Origin of the sequence: Bacillus sp. OTU2372 (assembly GCF_038440275.1) — a bacterium.
Classification (GTDB): Bacteria; Bacillota; Bacilli; order Bacillales; family Cytobacillaceae; genus Neobacillus; species Neobacillus bataviensis_B.
The window spans coordinates 60,004-81,844 of the sequence record NZ_JASATK010000002.1 but is presented as its reverse complement, the minus strand read 5'-3'; the positions used below and the strand labels follow the sequence as shown (position 1 = coordinate 81,844).

At 39.2% G+C, this 21,841-nt stretch carries 16 protein-coding genes; 15 read left to right on the top strand and 1 reads right to left on the bottom strand.

Annotated features, from left to right (window positions below; genetic code table 11):
* Positions 1-86 precede the first annotated feature (86 nt).
* Positions 87-764: a uracil-DNA glycosylase gene (locus AAHB15_RS05345; RefSeq protein ID WP_335574173.1), complete on the top strand. Its 678-nt coding sequence runs from the start codon at positions 87-89 to the stop codon at positions 762-764.
* A gap of 110 nt (positions 765-874) precedes the next feature.
* On the opposite strand, the gene AAHB15_RS05340 is transcribed toward AAHB15_RS05345, so the two are convergent.
* The gene (locus AAHB15_RS05340; protein ID WP_342041920.1) at positions 875-4,849 is read right to left on the bottom strand and encodes an endo-1,4-beta-xylanase; all 3,975 of its coding nucleotides are present in this window, start codon (positions 4,847-4,849) and stop codon (positions 875-877) included.
* A 480-nt stretch (positions 4,850-5,329) separates the two neighbouring features.
* On the opposite strand from AAHB15_RS05340, the gene AAHB15_RS05335 reads away from it, so the two are divergent.
* The 14 genes from AAHB15_RS05335 (at position 5,330) to dmpG (ending at position 21,840) form a co-directional block, all read left to right on the top strand.
* Positions 5,330-6,559: a C40 family peptidase gene (locus AAHB15_RS05335; RefSeq protein WP_342041919.1), complete on the top strand. Its 1,230-nt coding sequence runs from the start codon at positions 5,330-5,332 to the stop codon at positions 6,557-6,559.
* Between the two features lie 372 nt (positions 6,560-6,931).
* Positions 6,932-7,846: a proline dehydrogenase gene (locus tag AAHB15_RS05330; RefSeq protein WP_342041918.1), complete on the top strand. Its 915-nt coding sequence runs from the start codon at positions 6,932-6,934 to the stop codon at positions 7,844-7,846.
* A 30-nt stretch (positions 7,847-7,876) separates the two neighbouring features.
* Positions 7,877-9,448 carry an L-glutamate gamma-semialdehyde dehydrogenase gene (gene pruA, locus AAHB15_RS05325; RefSeq protein ID WP_342041917.1) on the top strand — a complete coding sequence of 524 codons (1,572 nt, stop codon included), beginning with the start codon at positions 7,877-7,879 and terminating at the stop codon, positions 9,446-9,448.
* A gap of 117 nt (positions 9,449-9,565) precedes the next feature.
* Positions 9,566-11,029, top strand: a complete 1,464-nt coding sequence (gene putP / locus AAHB15_RS05320) for a sodium/proline symporter PutP (protein ID WP_335575175.1) — start codon at positions 9,566-9,568, stop codon at positions 11,027-11,029.
* A gap of 333 nt (positions 11,030-11,362) precedes the next feature.
* Complete coding sequence (locus tag AAHB15_RS05315) at positions 11,363-13,057, top strand: sigma-54 interaction domain-containing protein (RefSeq protein ID WP_335575174.1); 1,695 nt, start codon at positions 11,363-11,365, stop codon at positions 13,055-13,057.
* Positions 13,058-13,127: 70 nt separating this feature from the next.
* The gene (locus AAHB15_RS05310) at positions 13,128-13,754 is read left to right on the top strand and encodes a nucleotidyltransferase family protein (RefSeq protein ID WP_342041916.1); all 627 of its coding nucleotides are present in this window, start codon (positions 13,128-13,130) and stop codon (positions 13,752-13,754) included.
* Positions 13,755-13,925: 171 nt separating this feature from the next.
* Entirely contained in the window at positions 13,926-15,383 is a 1,458-nt protein-coding gene (locus AAHB15_RS05305) for a protein adenylyltransferase SelO (RefSeq protein WP_342041915.1), read from the top strand.
* Positions 15,384-15,639: 256 nt separating this feature from the next.
* Complete coding sequence (locus AAHB15_RS05300) at positions 15,640-16,770, top strand: ATP-binding protein (protein ID WP_335575171.1); 1,131 nt, start codon at positions 15,640-15,642, stop codon at positions 16,768-16,770.
* A 253-nt stretch (positions 16,771-17,023) separates the two neighbouring features.
* Positions 17,024-17,716: a Na-translocating system protein MpsC family protein gene (locus AAHB15_RS05295; protein ID WP_144567327.1), complete on the top strand. Its 693-nt coding sequence runs from the start codon at positions 17,024-17,026 to the stop codon at positions 17,714-17,716.
* 86 nt (positions 17,717-17,802) lie between these two features.
* A complete protein-coding gene (locus AAHB15_RS05290) occupies positions 17,803-18,501 on the top strand; it encodes a Na-translocating system protein MpsC family protein (protein ID WP_335575170.1) in 699 nt (232 codons plus the stop codon).
* Between the two features lie 139 nt (positions 18,502-18,640).
* Positions 18,641-18,910 carry an iron-sulfur cluster biosynthesis gene (locus AAHB15_RS05285; RefSeq protein ID WP_335575169.1) on the top strand — a complete coding sequence of 90 codons (270 nt, stop codon included), beginning with the start codon at positions 18,641-18,643 and terminating at the stop codon, positions 18,908-18,910.
* Positions 18,911-19,080: 170 nt separating this feature from the next.
* Positions 19,081-19,857, top strand: coding sequence for an IclR family transcriptional regulator (locus AAHB15_RS05280; protein WP_335575168.1), 777 nt, complete (start codon positions 19,081-19,083; stop codon positions 19,855-19,857).
* Positions 19,858-19,911: 54 nt separating this feature from the next.
* Complete coding sequence (locus tag AAHB15_RS05275) at positions 19,912-20,799, top strand: acetaldehyde dehydrogenase (acetylating) (RefSeq protein WP_342041914.1); 888 nt, start codon at positions 19,912-19,914, stop codon at positions 20,797-20,799.
* A gap of 24 nt (positions 20,800-20,823) precedes the next feature.
* The gene (gene dmpG, locus AAHB15_RS05270) at positions 20,824-21,840 is read left to right on the top strand and encodes a 4-hydroxy-2-oxovalerate aldolase (protein ID WP_335575166.1); all 1,017 of its coding nucleotides are present in this window, start codon (positions 20,824-20,826) and stop codon (positions 21,838-21,840) included.
* Position 21,841 lies beyond the last annotated feature (1 nt).

Genomic DNA, 21,841 nt, shown 5'->3' with positions numbered 1-21,841 from the left:
CTGTCGATGGTTGTTCATTGATATCCTTTTCTAAGTGTCTTTATAATAAATATAGACAACTTAAAATGAAAAGAGTGTTTAAAGTAATGACAATTTTAAAAAATGACTGGGCTCCTTTACTGGAAGGGGAATTTACAAAAAACTATTATATGCGTTTACGGCAGATATTAAAAGAAGAATACCAAGAGAAAGTGATTTATCCTGATATGCAAGATATCTACAATGCACTCTCTTTTACTTCCTTTGAGAATACAAAGGTGGTCATAATCGGACAGGATCCATATCATGGACCAGGACAGGCTCATGGACTTAGTTTCTCGGTCAAGCCGGAGGTAGGCATTCCGCCCTCCTTGAAAAATATTTATAAGGAGTTACATGCTGATATAGGCAGCGAGATACCAAATCATGGGTCTCTAACGGAATGGACGGAGCAGGGGGTGCTGCTGCTTAATACGGTGCTGACTGTACAGGCGGGGAACCCTAACTCGCATAAAGGGCTTGGCTGGGAGAAGTTTACTGATAGAATCATAGAAATCTTGAATGATAGGGAGGCACAGGTCGTCTTTATCTTATGGGGGAGATTTGCTCAGAAAAAGCAAGAGCTAATCACTTCACAAAGGCACTTTATTATAAAATCGCCTCATCCTAGTCCGTTTTCTGCCAACAGTGGCTTCTTTGGCAGCAGGCCATTTTCCCGGACCAATGAGTTTTTACGGAAAATCGGGCAAAAGGAGATTGACTGGACAATCTCAAACATCGAATAAGACGGAGCGGCTCAAAGATTAATTTTCGTATAGCAAGTTAACTTAGAATATTTTATTTAACAAAAAGCACCCTGAATGATGCACATTCAGGGTCTTTTGCAATTCAAATTTTATTTAGATTGGTCATGTGGAACAGTGACGTTAACGCTCTTAGTTGTCACATTACCTGCTTTATCTGTTGCCGTAAAAATAATGATGTATACACGTCCATTACCGTTTCCTAATCTATCTGCACGAAGTTCAAAGGAAGCAGTTGAATCAGTAATAGGAGTATTCAATTTGGCATTCTGAATATCATCCGATTGAAGCTTCTCATTGCTAGTAATGGAAGTTAACACAACTGAGTTAATTCCTGATGCGGCATCAGCTGAACTAATAGTAGCCGTAACTGGCACCATATTATGATTAGGTGACCATATTGTGGTTTTATTTAGAGTAATATTTAACGTTGGTGCTGTCTTGTCAATTTTGACTGTGGCTGAATGTTGCGCCTCGACATTTCCAGCGTTGTCTACACTCCAATAGGTGATCGTGTGGACCCCCTCATCAGAAATGGTGATGGAATTTCCAGTTTGTTCAGTTCCGTTACCAATTTTGTAATACGTAGCTTTAACTCCTGAACCGTTATCGATTGAAGTAAGATCAACAGTAACATCTTTATTAACCCAATCTGTTGGCACGTTATCGGTTGTCACAGGAGCAGTGGTATCAACAAGTGTTAGGACGCCAAATACAGATGTATCTTGATATCCATTACCAGTTGTGTCGTTCCATGTAGCAGCGCTTTGACGGGCACCATCTTTACCGTCATTTATCTGTACGTCAAAACCAATCTTCGTATTGTATTGTGGTGTAACTGTTTTGAACGGGATCTTCATTTCAACGACGTAGCTATTACCAGATACATGGGTTGCAGATTTGAAACCATTGGCAATGCTTCCAGGGTTAAAGGAAGTCTGATTGTCAAAGTTGACTCGATATTGTCCGTCTCCGTTTTCGTAAGACGATGTCTTTGCATTGTTCTCGTCGACGAAGACTTCAACTGAATCCTGCTCCCATGGATTAGGGCTTGATTTGTCAAGCTGGGAGTCGCTCACCTGCGTTAAAATATACAGGTTTTCCTTATCCCAAAGGACCTTGGAAACGCCGTTTGCCCCTTGCCAAGCCTGTAGATAGTGGTTAACAGGAAGTTCCTGCGCATTCTTCCAAACATCATCTACTGTTCCATCAATAGTAGGTGTGCTGAATAAAACAGTAGATTGTTTTGCGATTTTTACTTCCGGTGCATGTTCTGCGATAAATTTATCCGGATCGGTGACACCGTAGTAAGCTGGTTTCGCTTGCAAGTTTTTATCAAAAACAAGCGGACTTTGGGCAGCTCTCCAGCTAGTCGCATCATTTAATCCCCAGAATGTGACGCGTCCCATGTGATCCTTGTGATCCTTGTAAATATTGAACAATTGAGCGTATAGGTAAGCTTGATCGTTCGCTTGCTTTTCGGTAAGTTGGCTGTTGCTGCCAGCGGCAATATCAAGTTCCGTGACGCTTACTTGTACACCTAAGGAAATAAATTTCTCCATAGATGCTTGCACATTTGCCGGGTTTGTATTTAAGTTGTAGTGTGACTGCATACCAACGCCGTCAATTAGCAGTTTTCCAGGGTGTGACTTTGCATATCTATCGTTGAGTTCTTTGACCATTTGATAGATTGCTTCAGCTTTATTCTGATTATCTTCATTGTAATCATTGTAATAAAGCTTAATATTCCAGCCATGTTCGTCAACTACTTGTCTTGCTGCCAGGAAGGCCTGCTCCACGTAGTCAGATCCAATCGCTTTATACCATCCGGATTGATGCAAGTTTGCTTTCCAATCTGTCGGATTCGACAAGCCGTCATTTATGGCTTCGTTTACGACGTCCCAAGAAACGACTTTGTTGCCGTAATGTTCAATGACGGTTTTAATATGGTTTTGTAAATTTGCGAGTGCTTCGTCTCGACTCAATGGTTGGCCGCTGTCAGCAGTAAACAACCATGTTGGTGTCTGTTGATGCCAAACAAGGACGTGTCCATGCAGTTTTAGGCCTGCGGCTGTGATTTTGTTGATGAGAGCATCCTCATCAGTAAAGTCAAATTGTCTATCCGCATTATAAGCTTGATCTGGTTTCATGGCGTTTTCTGCTGTGACAATATTGAAATGCTTTTTAAGGAGATCAAGTCTAACACCATCAAGATCTGCCAATGAAACTGCGTTTCCGATTAAGAAGTCATTTTTATAGACATCTTTTATCGGAGTTAAATCTTGGATTGCAATCGGACCTGAACCAGTAGGTTCAAAGGTGATGTCGTCAATAAAGAAAGAGGAGGTAGCGTTATTTGAACTTTCTACATAAATCGTCAAATATTCACCGCCTGCATTGGTATAACGGTAAGTGCCTTCTAGCTTAACCCAGCCGTCTGCCTTGTTGATTGTTTTACCTTGAAGGTTATTGTAGCTGGCAGCTCCGCCATTTCCTACTTGTGTGGAAAGCTGAAGCTGTGAGCTTTCTGGTGAAATCAGCTTGACCCAAGCTGAAATCTTATATTCTTGTCCAAGGTTAACGTATTTCTCAACATGTAAGGATGGACCATTCCAAGCTTGTGTTCTGCCATCAACTTTTAGAGCATAGGAACCGCCAGAAGTATGGTTTTCTTCATTGGTTACCGTAACCGTTTCAGTACCAGCTCTACCCTCGAAGCCACCTTTTGTTTGATCTTCAAACGTAATTGGATTGAAGGTTTGCGCAGCTGGTCTTTGATCCACGGGATCACTGCCACCGCCGGAAGTTACCTTTTCCGTGATCAGAATATCTCCGATGTAGAACGGAACTGTTTTTCCTGCGTCGTTAGATTGAATGCGAAGTGCGTTATCTTTGCTCGTATCAACGGTGTACTCTCCAGTTAACTTAAAAGCTTGTCCTGCTTTATAATCCGATGCTACATACAAGCCATTATAGCTGTTTACATTCTGAAGCAAAGCTTGTGCACCTGCAGGAACACTTACACTAACATCAACATAACCTTTGACGGTAATTGTATATGTTTTACCATTTTGCATGCCAACTTTGCTGAATGGGATATCAACGCTATCCCAGTTGTTTACTCGACCGCTTACATAGATCGCTTTTCCGTCATCATTGCCCTCAAAAACTTTTCCAGAAACCGCATCTATTTGCGGGTTGCCTGCTTTTGTTGCAACACCCTGGCCACTGTCAAAGGTTTCATGATAAGTTGTTTGCGTCGAGGTCTGGCCTCCAGTTGTCGGAGTCGTTGTTGGTGCCGGTCCACCAACCCAGTTTGCAATTTGGGTTAAATCTGCATCTAATACATAGTCTCGACCCATGGCATAATCGTCACCATTAGGGTAGCCAACTTTAAATGCATACTTGATGCCGTTGTTTTTAGCTACATCTTTTACAGTATTATTAAAAGAACCATAAGGATAAGCCAATAGGATTGGGGATTTTCCTGTCAATGCTTTTAAGTATTCACTTGCTGTTACAATTTCATCTGTAGCTTGCTCAGCCGTCATGCTGCTAGAACCCGCAGCGCCATTTTTCCAAATAGCAGCGTCATGAGTTTTGGAATGATTCTCTATACTGACGCTAGGTTCATTCACTAAACTTTGCAACTGCGCTAGCGACATGCTGTAATTACCGCCGATCCAACTGCTGACAACAAACAGAACCGATTTCATGTTATATTGTTTCAATACTGGAAGAGCGGTGGTAACGAAGTCTGGAGTAGCATCGTCAAAGGTTAATAAAACAGGCTTCGCAGGGGCCGTTTCTTTACCTTCCATAATGTTCACATATTCTTCTGCTGACAACGTGTTATAACCATTGTCGTGAAGGTACTTCATGGCTTGGTTAAAATGGTCAATACTAGTATCCGTCCATTGATTGGAAGGAGTTTGGACAATTCGATGGTACAAAAGAACGGGAATATCTACCGTTGCCGCCTTTGCAACATGCGTAATCCAGCCTGACGGGATTACCAAAGAAGCTACAAGAAGTAAAGAAATCAAGCTTTTCAATTTTCTCTTCATTTACTGCATTCCCCCATAAAAAATTTTTTATCACAAAGGGTGAAGCGTTTAGAATAAAACTGAAACTAACCTCCTCCCAATCTATTCTTCTTTTATTCTAGCTTGGCAACCAAAACATTTAACCCATAAAAACTAAAGATAATACTTAACAAACTAAATATTCTTACTAATTGCTGATGGAAATTGGATTTTAACATGGAGGCTGCATGAAGGTACGATACACACTATTTAGCAAAGCTGAGTCGGATGTACAAGTAAACCATTGAAATGACATGAATATCCTGTTTCTTTTTTTATTTATTGTTTACAAAAATTTCAAAAAGAAGTGGCATATGTCGAATTTGTTTCAGATTATTCTACATAAAATTACATTTATATTACATTATCGACTCATTCATTGTTTTTCGTCCCTTTAATATATAAACTAGAAACATATTAAGAATTTATTAAGAATGATAGGTTACAAGAGGAGATATTATAATGATAAAAAAGTTAATAAAATATACCGTATCCGCTTCCATTATCGCCACTATGATATCAGCTACACCTGCTTTTGCAAATCCAGTCACACAAGGACAAATCAATCAAACACAAAATCAAATTGATGACTTTGAAACAAAGGTTCAACAATTAGACAATAGAATCTCGGTTGCAATGGAGAAAAGTCAAAAACTTAACGATCAAATAAAAACACAACAAGGGAAAATTGAAGAAACAAAGGCTGAAATCACAGAAGCCCAAAAGTCCCTAGATGCTCACAAGGAAGTCTACGCTGAAAGGCTTAAAACCATTCAATTAGAAGGAAAACAATCCGTAGCTGCATACGCAGAACTTTTGTTGTCATCTGATAACATTTCTGAGTTTTTAACTCGGTTTACTGCCATTTCTAGTATTATGCAAAGTGATACAGACTTGCTAAATGGTTTAAATGAAAAAGAACAAGCATTAAAAAGTGCAGAGGAAAAATTACATACTGAGATCGACCAATTAAAAGAGAGCCAAAATGAATTAGCTTCTGAAAAACAAAAGATTGAACAAGATAAAAAAGAAATTCAAACAGAATTAGCAGCCGCGAAAAACACATTACAAAACCAACAGGCACAATTGGCTCAACAACAGGCTGAACAAGCTAGAAAACTTGCACAACAACAGGCTGAGCAGGCCAGACAACTTGCACTACAACAAGCACAAGCACAACAACAAACTCAAAAGCCTACTCAACAGGCTCAAAAGCCTACTCAACAGGCTCAAAAGCCTGCGCAACAAACCAAACAGCCAGTTATACAGCAAACGCCAGTAAGTAGCACACCTTCTGAGTCTACACCACCGACAGTTGCAGCCCCTCCAGCTAATTCTGGATCGGCAAGTGCAATTATTGCCTATGCAAAACAATTTTTAGGTGTTCCATACGTTTGGGGCGGGTCTACGCCAAGTGGATTTGATTGTTCGGGATTCACATCATACGTGTTTAGAAATGCAGCTGGAATCAATCTTCCAAGAGTGTCACGAGACCAGCAGAATGTTGGAACCAGAATTTCTCCGAGTCAAGTTCAGCCGGGAGATTTGGTATTCAGAGGTAACCCAGCCTATCATGTCGGTATCTATATCGGAGGCGGACAATATATTCACGCACCACAAACAGGTGACGTTGTGAAAATTGCTGCTTATGATCCGTCTAAGTTTTCAAGTGCGGCTCGAGTTTTACGTTAGGGTCTATCCATTTTGATATATATAGCTATAATCCTAAAAACATCCTATTTATGAGAATAGGATGTTTTTTTGTGGAGCAGTAAAGTTTGTTACTAGATTTGTAACTAGAAAATTAGAAAAGGATAAATTTGTTCTTAAGGGATATCAAAATTCCCCAATTGTATATTTACTCGTGAACATATAGAATAAACACCATTGTAAATACCGTGTCAGAAAATGTGACAGTAATGTTCAAAAAGTGTCGATTATACTTTATTATCAATTTATTAAGTTAACAATATTGTTTAAATTAAAAATATGTAGACAAAAGTGTTTAAATAATATTAAAATTATGTAAGAGCTTACATAATATTTTAAGGAGGATTGAAGGATTTGGAATTAATAATGAGAAACATGTTTCAAACACTTGGGAAAAACACTTCTGCTAATAAACTCGCAAAGAAATATGGATTACGTTTTGGGGCAAGCCGCTTTGTAGCAGGTGAATCTATTAAGTCTGCTATTGAGGTTGTTAAAAGGCTAAATAGCGAGGGGAAGGTTGTGACCTTGGACCATTTAGGTGAATTTGTTTATACCGATGAAGAGGCACTTGAATCGGCTGCCATGTGTATTCAAACCTTGGATGCTATTAATGAGGCAGGCGTTAATTCAAATCTTTCCCTTAAAATGACATCTCTTGGACTTGATATAAGCAAAGAGCTATGTATGAAAAATATGCGTAAAATCCTTGACCGGGCTAAACTCCATAATAATTTTGTTCGAATCGATATGGAAGATTATGAGCATTGCCAACTATCAATCGATATTTACAAAGAGTTGCGTAAGGATTATGACAATGTTGGCCTTGTCATTCAAGCATACCTATTTAGGACCGAGCAGGATATCGCCGACTTAAATCAATTGAATGCAAACTTGCGCCTTGTGAAAGGGGCTTACAAAGAATCACCGTCTGTAGCTTTTCCTGAGAAAAAAGATGTGGATGAAAACTACAAAAAAATTATTAAGCAGCACCTTCTAAACGGTAACTATACAGCTGTCGCAACCCATGATGAAACAATGATTGAATATACAAAGTCTATCGTTAATGAGCATCAAATACCGAAAGAGCAATTTGAATTCCAAATGCTCTATGGTATTTGTGAAGAGATTCAAGCAAGACTTGTAAAAGAAGGTTTTAAAGTCCGTGTGTATGTACCATATGGGGTCGATTGGTTTGGTTATTTCATGAGACGATTAGCAGAAAGACCTGCAAATGTCTGGTTTGTACTTAAAAATCTATTAAAATAACAAATTTATATAAAGAGGAGTAGGAATCTTATGACAACAACAATTCAAGCAGCTACATTTAAAAACGAGCCTTTTACAGATTTTTCAATGGAGGAAAATAAACAATCCATGTATGCAGCTCTTGCAAAAGTTAAAAAGGAGCTTGGCAAAAAGTATCCTATAGTAGTTGGGAAAGATAAGCTGTTTACCGAAGAGCAAACAGTTTCTATTAATCCGGGAAATGTCGATGAAATTATTGGAACTGTTAGTAAAGGGAATCAGGAGTTAGCTGAAAAGGCAATGCAGGAGGCTTTGAAAACATTTGAAACCTGGAAAAAGGTTGACCCTGCAGCACGTGCAGAGTATTTATTCAAAGCAGCTGACCTAATGAGACAGCGTAAGCATGAGTTTTCTTCTTATCTTGTATATGAGTCAGGTAAAAACTGGGCTGAGGCGGATGCAGATACAGCAGAGGCAATAGATTTTATGGAATTTTATGCGAGGGAAATGATTCGCCTGAGTGAGACAAGCATTCATCAGCCGCTTACTAAAATCGAAGGGGAAGACAACCAAATTTCTTACATCCCGCTGGGCGTTGGTATTGTCATATCTCCATTCAACTTCCCATTGGCCATCATGGCAGGGACGACAGTGGCAGCGATTGTATCTGGGAATACAGTTATTTTAAAGCCTGCAGATGCAACTCCTGTGATTGCAGCTAAATTTGTGGAGTTAATGGAAGAAGTTGGACTTCCTTCAGGTGTACTTAACTATTTGCCTGGGGATGGAATCGACGTGGGTGAGTATCTGGTTGAACATCCAAAAACACGTTTCATCTCGTTTACAGGCTCACGTGCTGTAGGATGCCGGATTTATGGGCGGGCGTCAAAGGTACAGCCAGGCCAGTTATGGTTAAAGCGTGTCATCGCCGAAATGGGTGGGAAAGACGGTGTTGTCGTTGATGAAACAGCTGACTTGGATGCAGCGGCGGCAGCAATCGTGGCTTCAGCTTATGGTTTTCAAGGACAAAAATGTTCAGCTGGATCTAGAGCGATTATCGTAGAATCAGTTTTTGACCAAGTGGTGGAAAAGGTAGTACAATTGACGAAGAACCTATCCATTGGTCTGCCTGAAGAAAACTGTCCAATTGGTCCAGTAATCGATCAGAAATCGGTCGATAAAATTATGGACTATATTGAAATTGGTAAAACGGAAGGCAGATTGCTTACTGGCGGTTCAAGAGCGGAAGGGAACGGCTTTTATATTGAACCAACAATTTTTGCTGATGTAAATCCGAAAGCCCGCATCATGCAGGAGGAAATCTTTGGGCCGGTTCTTGCCATTGCAAAAGCTGCTGACTGGAAGGAAGCAATTGAGATTTATAATGATACTGAATATGGGTTGACAGGTGCCTATCATTCTAAGGATGAGGAACGCATCAATTATGCTCTTGAAAATATGCATTGTGGAAACCTGTATATTAATAAAAAGTGTACTGGCGCGTTAGTTGGAGCCCATCCGTTTGGCGGATTTAATATGTCTGGAACCGATTCTAAAGCAGGAGGATACGATTACTTGCTCCTATTTACTCAGGCAAAGTTAAAATCTAAAAAACTATTTTAACAATAAAGATTGGGGAGCTCCTGGAAGGGGGGCTCTTTTCAGAAGACTAGACAGAGATAATTCATGTATGTAAATGTTTTATTTTGGGGGATTATTACGGAGAACGGGGGATGACGATTGAATACACAGATACTTATCTCGATTGGTATTTACATGGTGGGAATGCTATTAATTGGTTATTTCGCTTACAAACGAACTTCTAATCTGTCCGATTATATGATTGGCGGAAGGGGACTTGGCGCTGCGGTCACCGCTTTAAGTGCAGGGGCATCCGATATGAGCGGATGGTTGCTAATGGGGCTTCCTGGTGCGATGTTTACCCAAGGTTTGAGTGCATCCTGGATTGCCATCGGTCTGACGATAGGCGCATATTTAAACTGGCTGTACGTCGCTCCAAGACTGCGAATTTATACGGAAACCGCCAATAATTCAATGACGATTCCGGCCTATTTGGAAAATCGTTTTGGGGATAAATCGTCAATACTGCGGTTAACTTCCGGACTTGTCATTATTGTATTCTTTACTTTCTATGTTTCTTCTGGAATGGTATCAGGCGGGGTTCTGTTTGAGTCAACGTTCAATCTTAACTATCAGGCAGGTCTTTGGATAATCGCTGCTGTTGTCATTGGCTATACTTTATTTGGCGGATTTTTAGCGGTTAGTTGGACCGACTTTGTCCAAGGAATAATCATGGTGATTGCTCTAGTTCTTGTTCCCGCTGTCACTATTATGCAAGTAGGCGGATTTGACTCCGCATTTGGTGAGATCAAAGGGATCGATCCTAAATTATTTGATATTTTTAAAGGGACTTCCTTGATCGGGATTATTTCGTTAATGGCATGGGGGTTAGGTTACTTTGGACAGCCTCATATCATTGTTCGTTTTATGGCAATCTCATCCGTTAAAGAGATTAAGAAAGCTCGGAGAATAGGTATGGGATGGATGATTTTCTCTGTCGGTGGCGCGATGTTTACTGGTTTTATTGGCCTAGCCTATTATTCAAAGCAAGGACTTAATCTTTCAGATCCAGAAACAATTTTTATTAAATTAAGCGGAATTCTTTTCCATCCACTCATTACTGGATTTTTGTTAGCGGCATTATTAGCTGCCGTCATGAGTACGATTTCTTCTCAACTTTTGGTTACGGCAAGCTCCTTGACAGAAGATGTCTATAAGACTTTTTTCCGCAGGTCAGCAACAGACAAAGAGCTGTTGCTTGTAAGCAGACTTTCAGTCCTTGTTGTTTCCTTTATAGCTGTTTTTCTGGCCTTTAATAAAAATGGCACTATTCTCTCCCTTGTTGCTTATGCATGGGCTGGCTTTGGAGCAGCTTTTGGGCCCGTTATTCTGTTGAGCCTATACTGGAAACGGATGAATCGATGGGGGGCTCTTGCTGGTATGATTGGCGGGGCAGTTACTGTAATTGTTTGGGCGAATGTTCCTGTATTGGCAAAAAGTCTTTACGAGATTATTCCAGGGTTCATTATCGGGTTAGCGGCAATATGGTTTGTCAGCCTGGTTACACCGGAACCGAGTGACCAATTAAAGAAAGAATTTGATCAATACAAACAATCAGCATAATCGTTTAGTCCCAAGAGATATTTCTGATTTTGATTGTTAAGTCAAAATTCTAGATTAAGTTGGTGGGTATGTATTCAGTAATTCCATTTAAAAAAGCTGAAGCCCGTTCCATACGGGTTCAGCTTTTTTATACTTAATCTGAGCTTTTGTGATTGACAATCAGCGCGTTAAAATATCTAACAAAGATTAACTCGTTGTTAAAAATTCAGACAAAATCAGTGATTATAATAATGTTTTTGCTTTATAGGCGTTGAAGCAATCTTTGATGCGATTAAATGGATATAGCGTTTTATTTTGTGTTAAAGTGAAAGAAAAGTGAGAAAGGATTTTAGTATGTTCAAAAGTGCACAATATCAATTAGATTACTCCTTTACAATTGTAAATGATCGTACACCATTAACTGAAATTAAAAAGAAACTGAACGAGTATAATTTTGTCATTGTCGCAGGTGGAACATACTTTATCATTAATAACTATGAATATAACCTGATGGCTTTAGGGAACGATTCTATGCCTATTATTGACTGGCTTCGGCATCTCAAATGGCTGCCTTCAACTGTCGTTTCCACTGACAAAGGTCTTCCGTCGGAAGTGGACTGGAGAAGGCCGGTCCTTTTTAAAAATGAAGGGGAATACATGGGAATCTTAACATCAGGAAAGGAAATTAAAAAACTTAATGAAGAGAAGAACAAGATTTCAGCTTATTTTGAAACCTTGGCTGAGACCATAAGTGATTCTGTTACGGCTGTGGATGAATCAGGAAATGTTGTTTACTGGAATACAACGGCAGAAGAGATATACAAGATTAAAAAGGAATTTATCCTGGGTAAGAAGATTGGTGAGCACTTTAATGATGACTCGGTTATTCTTCATAGAATTCTGAATGAAGGGCGGTTTGTAAGAGGAGAGTACCATCGTCCAAATAAAGATACGCATGTTCTAATTAATGCTTTACCGATTATAATTGAAAACAAAATTATCGGCGGTGTCGCTACAGAACATAATATTACCAATATTATACGGCTTAATGAAGAATTGGACTCAAACTCATCTTTACTCGTCCCTCAAACAAATCCATTCTCTGCAATTGTAACTGGAAGCCCGAGATTTCAAGAGTCATTGAAAATTGCGCAAAAAGTAGCGCATGCTGATATACCGGTCCATTTAACAGGGGAACCTGGTTCAGGCAAGGAAATGTTAGCGCAAGCGATTCACTATGGTGGAGCAAAAGCAGATGGAGCTTTTATCACTTTAAATTGCTCGGTAATTCCTGCGGCATTATTAGAAATTGAACTTTTTGGTTTTCAAAAGGATACCGACACCTCCGAGCAGCAAACTTTACAAATTGGAAGGATTGAGCAGGCGTCTAATGGTACGTTATATATTGAAGATGTTGATAAAATGACGCTATCCATCCAGGGCAAGTTGCTGGACTACTTAGTCGACCATAGTTTCTACAGGGTTGGAGGGGTAGAGAAGATTGCATCTACTACCCGGATTATAACGTCCACCTCTGAACCCATTGATTTGCTGCTAAGGGAAGGGAGTTTAAATGAGAAGCTCTACTTCCATCTTTCGGTGATAACAATCGATATCCCTCCGCTTCGGACCAGAAAAGAGGATATTGTCACATTGGTTGATAAATATATCAATGAATTTAGTGCTAAGTATAAAAAAGTGGTTCCAGAGGTTCATCCCGAAACGATGCTCCACATAGTGAACTATGATTGGCCTGGGAATGTGCGTGAAATCAGAAATACCATCGAACGAATCGTTCTACTGAATGACAAGCCATCTATTACAAGTGAACAATTGCCTGAGAACATAAAGAGCAAAATAATCAACAATAATAACGAGGGAAAAGGAGTGGAAAGTACCCTGGCAGAAATTTCCTCAAAGAATGCGGAAGCATTGCAAATAGAAGAGGCATTAAGAAAAACATATGGAAATAAAAGTGCGGCGGCTAGTTTGCTCGGTATTTCACGGGGGACTCTTTATAACAAAATAAAAGAATATGGTTTAGGTTGAGCTATTCTATTAAACACCATCTGTGTGTCTTTTTAGACCTCACGCTTGATAAAAGAGGAGGAAAAAATTCATGGGGCTACCCATAAATTTGATACAGATAAGAGCAGTAGTTTTAGCTGCAGGTGTTTCCTCAAGAATGGGAAAATTTAAGCCTTTGCTTCCGATTGATGGAAAACCTATGCTTGAGATTGTTTTAACAAAAGTTTTATCGTTTCCGTTTCAAGAAGTCTTAGCAGTTGTTGGGTATAAAGGACAGGAACTAAAAGAGGCGATAAATCTTGAAGACGATCGGTTCAATTGGATCACTAATGAAAAATTCTTAGAAGGGTTAAGTGGTTCGATAAAGGCAGCAATTTGTTTCGGTAATAATGAAACAAGTGGTGTTTTAGTTTTCTTGGGTGACCAGCCCCTTTTAAGGCCATCGACAATCGACCAAATCCTCAAAGTTATTATAGAAAAGGGACTCGCTCAATCCAAATGTATTGTTCAACCAACCTACAATGGAATTCCAGGACATCCTGTTTTTATTTCTGCCTCAATGATCCCTTATCTAAAAACAATAACCGGTGACCAGGGGGCGAAACCGATTTTTAAATTTGCTGATCAACATATTTACGTGCCAATAAATGATGAATGGACGATTTTGGATGTGGATACGAAAGATGATTATCAAAATATAGTTAACCATTCTATATGAGGCTGCTCTCTTCAGGGAGCTGCTTTTTTTATAACTGATCAATGCATACCTCACATTACCTTGAAGGAGAAAAGGTATAATAACTATGCGAAGGCAAAAATTAAAAAGGGCTATCACCTTTTTACGAAGAATAACAATAAAATGAGCATTATATGTAGAAAAGGAGCTGCTATGACAAAAACAGGATGGAATTTTGATAACAGTTACTCCCATCTTCCTGAATCATTTTTCACAAGACAAAACCCAGGCCCTGTAAATTCACCAAAGCTAGTGATTTTGAATGAACCATTGGCAGAGGAGTTAGGCCTTGAAATCTCGGCACTTCAAAGTGAGGAGGGTATAGCAGCGTTTGCAGGAAACCAGATTCCTGAAGGTGCCGAGCCGCTTGCTCAAGCCTATGCCGGCCATCAATTTGGTCATTTTACCATGTTAGGAGACGGGCGGGCCGTATTGATTGGGGAGCAAATAACACCCAAAGGGGAACGAGTAGATATCCAGCTCAAAGGTTCAGGCAGAACCCCATACTCGCGGGGAGGAGATGGCCGTGCCGCACTTGGACCTATGCTGCGTGAATACATCATCAGCGAAGCTATGCATGGATTAGGAATCCCAACCACCCGCAGCCTGGCAGTGGTTACAACTGGCGAGACCATTATTCGCGAAACCCTGCTGCCTGGAGCCATTCTTACACGAGTGGCTGCTAGTCATATCCGTGTTGGAACCTTCCAATACGCTGCAGGAAGAGGGGAAATAGATGATCTGCGGGCATTGGCTGACTATACCATAAAGCGCCATTATCCAAACATTAAAGATAATGAATACAAGTATGTATCACTGCTTCGAGAAGTCATCAAACGTCAAGCTGCACTAATTGCCAAATGGCAGTTGGTTGGTTTTATCCATGGAGTGATGAACACTGATAACATGACAATTAGTGGTGAAACCATTGATTATGGACCTTGCGCCTTTATGGATCAGTATGATCCGTCAACTGTTTTCAGTTCCATTGACAGAGAAGGGCGCTACGCCTATGCTAATCAGCCGTATATTGGCGGATGGAATCTGGCTCGATTTGCGGAAACCTTATTGCCGCTTCTTCATGAAAATCAGGAGCAAGCTGTCCAATTAGCGCAAGAGACCATTTCAGGATTCACACAATTGTATCAAACCAATTGGCTCACAGGAATGAGAGGAAAACTAGGCATTTTTAACGAAGAGGAACAGGATGAATCATTATTTGAAGAGCTCCTAAATCTAATGCATAAGTATCAGGCCGACTACACTAATACTTTCCGCTCCTTAACCTATGCTCAATATGATGATAACAAGTTATTTGGGCAACCTGAATTTTTACAATGGAAGGAGCGGTGGCAGGCCAGACTTGGAAGGCAGAAGGAAACGGAAGAAGAATCAAATCAGTTAATGCAAAACAGTAACCCTGCGGTAATTCCCCGGAACCACCGGGTAGAGGAAGCACTTGCAGCAGCAGTTACTCAAGGAGATTACAGTGTAATGAACGAACTTTTACAAGTACTCTCAAACCCGTATGCACACAATCCTGGACAGGAGGAATATTGTACACTGCCCGAGCCGTCTACTCGTCCTTACCAAACCTTTTGCGGTACTTGAGTGGAAAAAATTTTTAATGGAACTTTGAGAAAATACTGATAACTTATTGCCGAAAATGGAAAAATATAATATAGTTAAGATGGATATAGAGTAAATGCTCTATTCTAACGGATAATTGAGTAAATAGGAAAAACTTAAAATGGTAACGAATTCTAGAAATTGATGCTAGATGTTTAAGCCACAGTAAGATGTAGGGAGTCCCCTGCACTTATTGTGGCTTTTTTATTTGATAAATTAAGAAAGGAGGGTCTGCCTTATGGTTATGCATGGAACCGGCCGAAAGAGTGTTCTGTTAAAAGTATATAGAGATACGAACATGGATAAGGACTTTTCGATCCTATCTAAAAACCGTGATGCATTTATATTAGTTGACCTGGAAGGGAAAATTGAATATTCCAGCCATGCTTGTGAACCCTTATTAGGTTATTCGAGGGATACGTTGCATCAAATAGCACTAAATAAATTGTTTGTCTTAGACTTTTTAACTCAAGAGCAAACCTTCTTTAAAGGGAGAGTACAGGAAAAACTTGATAACTTTGATGCCCAGATACAAGTCATTGATGGAAGTATCTTAGATGTAAATGTTACCTCAATTCCTATTTTTTTTGAACAGGATTACCTTGGCGCGTATCTAGTTATTAAGGATATAACGTCGATAAAACAGAAAAGGTTAACAATGGAACGTGAAAAAGAGTATCATACCTTAATTAACAATTTATCCCGCTTATCGGAAAAACAAGCTACTGCTGGTCAGCTGGCTGCCGGGATTGCCCATGAAATCCGCAACCCCATTACCGCTATAAAAGGATTTTTACAATTACTAATGGGAGAAAACGCTGGTAATAGAATCTATTTTGAAATCATTAATTCAGAGATTGACCGGATTGAAGAAATTCTAAAAGAATTAATGGTCCTTGCAAAGCCAACCAAACAAAAATATGAGCGGGTAAATCTTCACAGTTTATTAGAGCAGGTGATAACCTTAATGGCTTCGCAGGCCCTCCTAAATAATATTCAAATTGAAACACAGTTTGATTTCACTAATACGTGGATCATTGGCGATAATAATCAATTGAAACAAGTTTTTATTAATTATATAAAAAATGCAATCGAAGCAATGCCCGAGGGGGGGATGCTGGGAATAAATGCAAGCCCTCTTGTTGGCGGTCAGGTCCGAGTTAGTATAACTGACCAAGGCAGCGGAATTCCTGAAGACATACTTAATCAAATAGGCCAGCCTTTTTTTACCACAAAAGAAAATGGAACGGGGCTAGGGTTGCTGGTTAGCCGGCAAATAATAAAAGAACATAAAGGGGATTTATTTATAGAAAGTAGTAGGAATGGAACAACTATTCATGTAGAATTTCCTTTATCTTCTGAACAATAATTTTTCATTCATCGTTATTTTTTCACCTAATTTTGTTGTTATCCTGTAAATTTAATGTTATTATGAATTTTGTCTAATGTCTTGCTGTCATTAGTTTTGAAAAACCAGTTTTAAAGTCTATTTTTATTATAAAAATATATTCTCATTGTGATGGTAAATGGTAGAAACTATTTTTTTAAAAGTCGTCTTAACCGTGGCCTAACTTCCTTTTTGTGAAGTTAGGCCTTTTTATATTGTATCAAGGGGGATCTGAATGGTTGCAACTAAAGAAGATTTGCTGTCTCTGAGCAGTTCTTTTAGTAAAGTCATAAAGCGGGGGTTTGGTAGAGGTCCTGAAACCTGTTATACGGTCTTAAGGGCAAACAGATTATACGTTTATATCAGTAACTTTATGACACCGGCCGAAGAAATTTTAGCGGAAAAGCAAGAATTTAATTTGGTGATGAATTTTCGGTCGTCTGTCATAACTGCTTTGTCTCAAGAATTGGTGCAAGAGGCATCGCTTGTTTTAGGAATTACTTTCGATTCCTTCTATCAAGATTGGAACTATAATTCGAACTCGGGTATATTGCTATTAGTGAATAATAGTTTCAATCCTGATGTGAAGATAGATGAAAGTTTTGAGAGGAAGTTATTTCAATTAGTACGAATAGTGGGTTCGCAGCTTCATAAAATTCCCAGCGAGTTAAAGGTTGTTAAGTACACTCAGAATATCTGTGCGATTGAATCAAAAGGTGTTATGCTGCCACTAGACTATTTGATGGTAGAACAGGGGAATTCTGACTTGTTATTTACATATACTAGAGAAATTAAAAAGGGTTATTATCAGCATAGGGAATTATTTGAAGAACTGTTTAATCGGTCGATTGAGGATTTATTTATGATGCGGGATTTTAAAAACAATAAAAGTTACTTGATCTTTAGTTTCAACAAAGTATATATCTGAAAAAAACGATAAAAATTTTACTGCCTGGGCATGATAATGACAGGCAGTATTTTTTTGCCCTTTTCGAAAGTGAGGTTGAAATTCTTATGTCATCTCCACTACAACAAAAGTTAATGGATATAAGCAGTTTAACTAGTAAATTGTTAAGAAAAAATTTTGGACGTGGGCCGGAATCCTGTTATGCGTTTGCGAATAAAAGGTTTCTGGTTTTTTACATAAGGGGATTCCTGTCGCCGTTGGAAGCTGCTTTATTGGAGAACGGTAATTCCGATCATATCGAAATTTCACGAAATATAGTCATGAAAACTGTTCATAACCAGTTAAAAGGTATTCTTGAGCTGGAATTTGCGCAAGATATTGAATCCTTTTACCATGATTGGAATTATCCACAAAACACAGGAATGATAACTGTCCAATTTGAAGGTGACATTATTGAGGAAGTTGGCAGTAAGCTTAGTAACCCTGTGGACCTCAAACCTTTAATTGATGAGGTTGAAAGGATTAGTATATTGGTACAAAAAAGACCTGAAAAAACCGAAGCATATTTTATTTCGCCAAAAATTTATTTGATAAAACGAGATGGAATTTTAGTTCAGATTGAAAAGGCATTAATCGAAAAAGGATATGAACAAACGCTTTTGGTCACCAAAGATGAACTGGAAAAATCTTATTTGCATCGGGATGGGCGCTTTGAAGAAATTTTTAGCAATCCTGTTGCAGATATTTTTGTGGATTGGGACTTTAGTGAGGATAGAAGCATTATGTGTTTCGTTCTTAAGGGTTAATAAGTAAAAGCAATATGATAAGTAATAACAACAGCACTTTGGCAGAGTTTTAAAATAGGATGCTTAAATTATTGTCCATGACATGCATCCGTTAATCTGCCATAATCATCCTAGGTATGAATAGAAACGGGGTGATTTTATGTTTATTGTTACAGAAACGGCAAATCAAGAGCTGCAAAATCGGTTACAGCAATTTGGTCATAAACAGTTTATTCGGATGCAAATGCGGAAAAGTTGTTTTATGAAAGTGAAGGTAACATTAGAAGAAGCTATTCAAGCAAGTGATACAGAAGTCATAAAAGAGGGGCTGCACTTCATTATTGATGCAGGAGAATGCCATTATTTCAATCATAAAACGTTAGATTATATTCCGGATCACACTGGATTTAAACAATTTGAGATTATTTAGTCCGATCATTTTTAAAAAAAGCCGTATTTTCCAATAGGAGAATTCGGCTTTTTATATCGAAAATAGTACAAATGAAAACGTTGACAGAATTATGACCGAAGAGTACTATAAAAGTGTACTTAGTATTTACGAATGTCATTCGATAATGTCGAACGTAGAGGAGGGACAAAGTGACTGAACGCTTGATTCAATCAATCGAAAGAGCTGCAGATATCCTCGAACTTTTTTTGACTTCACATCCTGAACAAAGTATTAAAGAAATTAGTGACAGATTGAACTTATCAAAGAGTACTGTCCACGGCATTATTAAAACCTTGGAACATCGAGGTTACCTGGAGCAAAATTCAGACAATCTGAAATATCGACTGGGAATTAAACTTTTTGAACTAGGTAATTACGTAGGAAAACATCTTGATATAGGAAGAATTGCCAGACCTATCATAAAGGATCTTGTTGAAGAACTAAATGAAACCGTTCACCTAGTAACGCTTCAGCGTGATGAACTAATTTACATTGAAAAGGTAGAAGGTCCAAGTGCCTTAACGATTTATTCACATATTGGAAAAAGGGCCCCATTTCATTGTACAGGTGTTGGTAAAGCCATCCTGTCCCAATTAAGTGAAGAAGAGGTAGATCGTATTTTATCATCCGTCAGCATGGAAGCATTCACGGAATTTACGATGACAAATATCGAGGAGATCAAGAGTATTTTGCCAACAATCAGGGAGCAAGGTTATGCCTTCGATGATGAAGAGATTGAACTAGGACTAAAATGCATAGCTGCACCCATCTTTAATCATCAAGGGAATGTTGTCGCTTCAATAAGCTGTGCTGCCCCTAAAATGAGGTTAGATGAGGAGCGTCTGCCTAAAGTAATAAAGGGAATTAAACAAGCAGCAGCTGAGATTTCAAGACAGTTAGGTTATAAGGGGAAAAATGCATCTTAATAGAGAAAGCACAGAGAATAAATTAATAAATTTAGGTATTGGAGGAGAATTATCTTGTCAAAAGTAAAAGTTGCCGTTCTTGGATCAGGGAACATTGGTACAGATTTGATGATTAAACTAGGCCGTTCTGAACTATTAGAGTTAACTGCTGTGATTGGGATCGACCCACAATCAGATGGACTCCGTCGTGCGAGAGAATTAGGTTATGCCGGGGTTGATACAGGAATTGATGGATTTCTTGCAGATCCAACTTTAGAAGCTGACATCGTTTTTGATGCCACATCTGCAAAAGCGCATTTATATAATGCAAAAGTATTAAAAGAAGCCGGCATAAAAGTAATTGATATGACTCCAGCAGCAGTAGGACCATATGTATGTGCGGCCGTTAATATTGAAGACCATTTAGATAAAGATAATATCAATCTGATTACCTGCGGCGGTCAAGCAACCATCCCAATGGTTCATGCTGTAAACCGTGTTGCACCAGTTGAGTATGCAGAAATCGTTGCTACCATTGCAAGTAAGAGTGCGGGACCTGGAACACGTGCCAATATTGATGAATTTACGGAAACCACTTCCAGAGCAATTGAAGTAGTCGGAGGAGCGAAAAAAGGGAAAGCCATTATGATCTTAAACCCAGCTGAACCGCCAATTATGATGCGTGATACAGTTTATACACTTGTGGAAGAGGGAAAAATGGATGAAGCAGCCATTAGACAATCCATCACTGAAATGGAAAAAGTAGTTCAATCCTATGTGCCAGGCTACCGTCTCCGCACTGAAGCCATTTTCGATGGCAATAAAGTGACCATCTTCCTTGAAGTAGAAGGTGCTGGTGATTACTTGCCGGTGTATGCTGGTAACCTTGATATCATGACTTCTGCTGGTGTAAGAATTGCTGAAGCATTTGCAAAAAAACTATTAACGAAAGAAACAGTTTAAGCTGTTAGAAAGGGGTAAAGAAAAATGACAAATGAGAGAGATATCCTGATTACCGAGGTAGCCTTACGGGACGGAAGTCATGCGATTAATCATCAATATACAGTGGAACAAGTACTTAAAATTACCAAAGCATTGAATGATGCGGGCGTACCATTTATTGAAGTATCCCATGGAGATGGGCTAGCAGGTTCCTCTTTACAGTACGGTCTTTCCCGTACAAATGAAATGGAATTAATTGAAGCTGCGGTATCCGTTGCTGATAAGTCTAAAATTGCTGTTCTTCTATTACCAGGAATCGGTACTTTGCATGAGTTGAAAGAAGCCGCTAATTTAGGGGCTAAAATGGCCCGGATTGCTACTCATGTGACAGAGGCAGACGTAGCTCCCCAACATATTGCTTATGCAAAGGAATTAGGGATGGAGACAGTTGGATTCCTCATGATGAATCATATGGCTCCCGTTAATAAATTAGTTGAACAAGCTAAATTAATGGAAAGCTATGGTGCTGATACAGTTTATGTTGTGGATTCTGCAGGATATTTACTTCCTAACCAAGTACGTGAAAGGATTCATGCCTTGAAAGAATCAGTTGGCATCAATGTTGGGTTCCATGGTCATAACAACTTATCACTCGCAATGGCCAATACTCTCGCAGCGATTGAAGAAGGGGCAACGCGAATTGACGGAAGTGTACGCTGTTTGGGAGCAGGTGCAGGTAACACACAAACAGAAGTATTGGTTGCCGTTTGTGAACGGATGGGAATTAAAACAGGGGTAGATTTATATAAAATGATGGACTTAGCAGAGGACATTGTTGCTCCTATCTTACAAGTACCGCAGGAAATTACTAAAGACAGCTTAACATTAGGATATGCGGGCGTATACTCAAGCTTTGCCCTTCATGCTAAACGTGCTGCTGCAAAATTTGGCGTTGATTCTCGTGATATTTTAATAGAATTAGGAAAACGTAAAGTGGTTGGCGGCCAAGAGGATATGATTGTCGAAGTGGCGGCCGAGATTGCTAAAAAAATAGTAAAGTAGC

Coding starts and splice junctions, on each gene's coding strand:
- AAHB15_RS05345 (WP_335574173.1), top strand. CDS start 87: ATGACAATTTTAAAAAATGACTGGGCTCCTTTACTGGAAGGGGAATTT.
- AAHB15_RS05340 (WP_342041920.1), bottom strand. CDS start 4,849: ATGAAGAGAAAATTGAAAAGCTTGATTTCTTTACTTCTTGTAGCTTCT.
- AAHB15_RS05335 (WP_342041919.1), top strand. CDS start 5,330: ATGATAAAAAAGTTAATAAAATATACCGTATCCGCTTCCATTATCGCC.
- pruA (WP_342041917.1), top strand. CDS start 7,877: ATGACAACAACAATTCAAGCAGCTACATTTAAAAACGAGCCTTTTACA.
- AAHB15_RS05315 (WP_335575174.1), top strand. CDS start 11,363: ATGTTCAAAAGTGCACAATATCAATTAGATTACTCCTTTACAATTGTA.
- AAHB15_RS05310 (WP_342041916.1), top strand. CDS start 13,128: ATGGGGCTACCCATAAATTTGATACAGATAAGAGCAGTAGTTTTAGCT.
- AAHB15_RS05305 (WP_342041915.1), top strand. CDS start 13,926: ATGACAAAAACAGGATGGAATTTTGATAACAGTTACTCCCATCTTCCT.
- AAHB15_RS05300 (WP_335575171.1), top strand. CDS start 15,640: ATGGTTATGCATGGAACCGGCCGAAAGAGTGTTCTGTTAAAAGTATAT.
- AAHB15_RS05295 (WP_144567327.1), top strand. CDS start 17,024: ATGGTTGCAACTAAAGAAGATTTGCTGTCTCTGAGCAGTTCTTTTAGT.
- AAHB15_RS05290 (WP_335575170.1), top strand. CDS start 17,803: ATGTCATCTCCACTACAACAAAAGTTAATGGATATAAGCAGTTTAACT.
- AAHB15_RS05285 (WP_335575169.1), top strand. CDS start 18,641: ATGTTTATTGTTACAGAAACGGCAAATCAAGAGCTGCAAAATCGGTTA.
- dmpG (WP_335575166.1), top strand. CDS start 20,824: ATGACAAATGAGAGAGATATCCTGATTACCGAGGTAGCCTTACGGGAC.